The 3,793-nt window shown below is 70.4% G+C and carries 3 protein-coding genes; all 3 read left to right on the forward strand.

The annotated features are described in order from the left end of the window. The first annotated feature begins 223 nt into the window (after positions 1-223). The 3 genes from STRIP9103_RS02565 to STRIP9103_RS02575 are packed head-to-tail and all read left to right on the forward strand — an operon-like array spanning position 224 to position 3,715. The gene (locus tag STRIP9103_RS02565; RefSeq protein WP_009296930.1) at positions 224-2,512 is read left to right on the forward strand and encodes an MMPL family transporter; all 2,289 of its coding nucleotides are present in this window, start codon (positions 224-226) and stop codon (positions 2,510-2,512) included. Further along, positions 2,490-3,065, forward strand: a complete 576-nt coding sequence (locus STRIP9103_RS02570) for a GNAT family N-acetyltransferase (RefSeq protein WP_009296928.1) — start codon at positions 2,490-2,492, stop codon at positions 3,063-3,065. The genes STRIP9103_RS02565 and STRIP9103_RS02570 overlap by 23 nt, the downstream gene beginning before the upstream one ends. Positions 3,066-3,100: 35 nt before the next feature. Further along, complete coding sequence (locus tag STRIP9103_RS02575) at positions 3,101-3,715, forward strand: hypothetical protein (RefSeq protein WP_009296933.1); 615 nt, start codon at positions 3,101-3,103, stop codon at positions 3,713-3,715. The last annotated feature ends 78 nt before the right edge of the window (positions 3,716-3,793 follow it).

A 3,793-nucleotide genomic window follows, 5' to 3' on the forward strand; every position in this document is an offset into this window, starting at 1 on the left:
CCCCAGCCGTGTGCACGGCGGTGACGCGGGGTGACAGAGTGCCGTCGTTTGTCCTGTGAGCTGCCTCCCATCTCCTGTGAGGAGACCCTCAAAGCGGCCAAACGATCATTGCCGGATGAAACAGTGGCTGGGCATTGCTCATGCGTTCTTTGCGGGCTGTCAAGTTCACTTCACGGCTGTTCCCGGTCAAAGATCAATAATTAACTCCCCGGGAGTACGTTCTGTGGCAGCCCTTGCGCTCTGGTGCGTCCGGCACCGTCTCGTCGCCGTACTTCTGTGGCTTCTCGCGTTCGCCGGCACGGTCGCCGGCGCCGCCGTGGCCGGATCCGCGTACTCGAACGACTACAAGACCCCGGGAACCGAATCCAGCCGCGCCGCCGAACTCCTGAGCGAGGGCTTCCCCCGCACCAGCGGCGACAGCGCCACCGTCGTCTGGCACTCCGTCGGCGGGACCGTACGGGCCGCCGCCGTCGAGCAGACGATGACGAAGACCCTCGACGACATCGCCGATCTGCCGGGCGTCGCCGCCGTGACCGACCCGTACGACGGCGCCGACGGCGGCCGGATCAGCGAGGACGGCCGTACCGCGTACGCCACCGTCACCTTCGACAAGCCGGCCGAGGACGTCGACAAGGCCGAGGCCCGGGCCGTCGTCGGCACCGCGAAGGCCGCCGAGGGCGACGGGCTCCAGGTGGAGCTGGGCGGTAGCGCGATCGGGCTCACCGAGACCACCGGCGGGCATCTCGCCGAGGTCGTCGGCGTGCTCGTCGCCGCCGTGGTCCTCTTCCTCGCCTTCGGCTCGCTCGCCGCCAGCCTGCTGCCGATCGCGACCGCCCTGGTCAGTGTCGGCACCGCCTACGCGGGCATCACACTGCTCGGGCACGCCATGACGGTGGCCGACTTCGCGCCCATGCTGGGCACCCTGATCGGCCTCGGCGTCGGCATCGACTACGCGCTGTTCATCGTGACCCGCCATCGCAAGGGGCTGAAGCGCGGGCTGCCCGTGGAGGAAGCCGCGCGGAACGCGGTCGCCACCACCGGGCGGGCCGTCGTGTTCGCGGGCGCCACCGTTTGCATAGCCCTCCTCGGGATGCTGATCCTGCGGCTCGGCTTCCTCAACGGCGTCGCGATCGCCGCCTCGCTCACCGTGGTCCTCACCGTGGCCGCCTCCGTGACCCTGCTGCCCGCGCTGCTGTCGTTCATCGGCACGCGGGCACTCGGCCGCCGTGAGCGCCGTCGCCTCGCCGAGCACGGCCCCGAACCGGAGCTGCCCACCGGCTTCGCCGCCCGCTGGTCCACCTTCGTCGAGCGGCACCCCAAGAAGCTCGGCGCGATCGCCCTCGTCGTCATGGCCCTGCTCGCCCTGCCCACCCTCGGGCTGCGCCTGGGCACCTCCGACCAGGGCAACGACCCCAAGGCGACCACCACACGCCAGGCGTACGACCTCCTCGCCGACGGCTTCGGCGCCGGAGTGAACGGCCCGCTCACCCTCGTCACCGAGGTCCACGGCGGCGCCGACAAGCTCGCGCTCGACAACCTCGACGCCTCCCTCAGGGCCACCGACGGCGTCTCGACGGTCACCCCGGTGACGTACAACACGGGCGGCGACACCGCGTACCTCACCGTCGTACCGGACTCCTCCCCGCAGTCCGAGCGGACCAGCGACCTCGTCGAACGGCTGCGCGACGAGGTGTTGCCGCGCGCCGAGACCGGAACCGACCTGGATGTCCACGTAGGAGGGGTGACCGCCGGTTACGACGACTTCGCCGACGTCATCGTCGGCAAGCTCCCGCTGTTCGTCGGGGTCGTCATCGGGCTCGGCTGTCTGCTGCTCCTGCTCGCCTTCCGGTCGATCGGCATCCCGCTGAAGGCCGCCGCGATGAACGTGGCCGCCGTAGCCGCCGCGTTCGGCGTGGTCGTCGCGATCTTCCAATGGGGCTGGGGCAGCGAACTGATGGGCCTCGGCAGCGCCGGGCCGATCGAGCCCTTCCTCCCCGTGATCATGGTGTCGGTCCTCTTCGGACTCTCCATGGACTACCAGGTCTTCCTGGTCAGCCGAATGTACGAGGAGTGGCTGGAGACCGGCGACAACCGGCGCGCGGTCCGCGTCGGCCTCGCCGAGACCAGCCGTGTGATCAACTCCGCGGCGGTCATCATGATCTCCGTCTTCCTCGCCTTCGTCCTCAGCGGCGACCGCGTGATCGCCATGTTCGGCATCGCGCTCGCCTCCGCCGTCGCCCTCGACGCCTTCGTCCTGCGTACGCTCCTCGTCCCCGCCCTCATGCACCTGCTCGGTGGCGCCAACTGGTGGCTGCCCCGCTGGCTCGACCGCCGGATGCCGCGCATCAGCATCGAACCGCCCGAGAGCCGCGCCGCCCATGAAAGGCTGGCCGCCACGACGGACGCCGAGGCGGCGGACGTACTGGCGGGGGACACCGACGTGGTGGACGCCGACGCGAAGGACGTACGGGCGAAGGAGCGGCAGCAGGATGTACGCGATATCCCTGGGTGACGACGGGGCCGAACTGCGGCCCCTGGAGCCCTGGCACGCCGAGGAGTTCCTGGCGCACCTGGAACGGGGACGGGAGTTCATCAACCAGTACGTCCCCTTCGGCTCGACCGCCACGGACGTGCCCTCCGCCCGTGCGGTGCTCCAGCGGTACGCGGACATGCGCGCCGCCGACACCGGCTCCCTGCACGGCATCTGGCTCGACGGGAAGCTCGTCGGCGGCGTCCTCTTCCTCAACTTCGACGCGGAGAACGCCAACTGCGAGGTCGGGTGCTGGCTCGAACCCGCCGGTACGGGGCGGGGGCTGGTCACGCGCGCGATGCGGATCCTGATCGACTGGGCGGTCGACGTACGCGGCATCCACCGGGTCGAGTGGATCGCGGCCTCCGGGAACCGGCCCAGCCTGAACGTGGCCCGGCGGCTGGGGATGTCCCGCGACGGGGTGCAGCGCGAGAGGTATCCCCACCGAGGGGTCCGGCACGACTTGGAGATATGGTCCGTTCTGGCGCCCGAATGGCGTGCGGCACGCGCCCGCAGCGCCCGCGACGATCATTAAGAGCCCTCTCAGACAACATTCGTACGGTGCGAGGTATGGGAACCAAGACAGCTGACGAGACCGGGGCCGGAACGGGCGCCGAGGCGAAGAACGACGCCGAGGCCAAGACCGACGAGAGCACGGTGGATGTGACCAAGGCCGACACGGAGTCGGCCGAGGCCGAGGCGGACGGCACCGAGGCGGTGGCGGCCGACGCCGAGTCGGCTGTGGAGGACGGCGACGAGGTGCCCGAGGCCTCGGTGAAGGAGCCGTCCGGTGTGGGCCAGGGCGCCGGGGCCGTCGTGTCCGCCGCGCTCGCCGTCGTCTCGCTGACCGGCAGCTGGGTCGGCACGGTGGCCTCCGCGCGCGAGACGATCACCGGCCAGCTGGAGATGCAGGCCGCGACCAACGCGTCCGTCGCCACACAGCTCCAGACGGTCTACGGCGACGCCTGGCAGGCGACCGCGCTGTGGAACGGCGTCTTCGCGCTGGTCGCCCTGCTCGTCGGCTTCGCGGTCCTGGCCCGCCCGGCGTTCGGCGCCCCGGGCAAGCCGCAGCCGGTCTGGATCAAGTCGGTCTCCTGGGCGGGCATCTCGCTCGCCGTCGTCGGCCTGTTCCTCGCGGTCCTCAAGTACACCGATGTCTGGCTCAGCCTGCCGTCCGTCAGCTGAGGCACACAGTCACACCGAGCCACACCGAGCCACACCGATTGGCGTCGATTCATCCCGAATCACCGGCGGCTCTGAGGG

Source organism: Streptomyces ipomoeae 91-03 (genome assembly GCF_000317595.1).
GTDB lineage: Bacteria > Actinomycetota > Actinomycetes > Streptomycetales > Streptomycetaceae > Streptomyces > Streptomyces ipomoeae.

Coding starts and splice junctions, on each gene's coding strand:
- STRIP9103_RS02575 (WP_009296933.1), top strand. CDS start 3,101: ATGGGAACCAAGACAGCTGACGAGACCGGGGCCGGAACGGGCGCCGAG.
- STRIP9103_RS02570 (WP_009296928.1), top strand. CDS start 2,490: ATGTACGCGATATCCCTGGGTGACGACGGGGCCGAACTGCGGCCCCTG.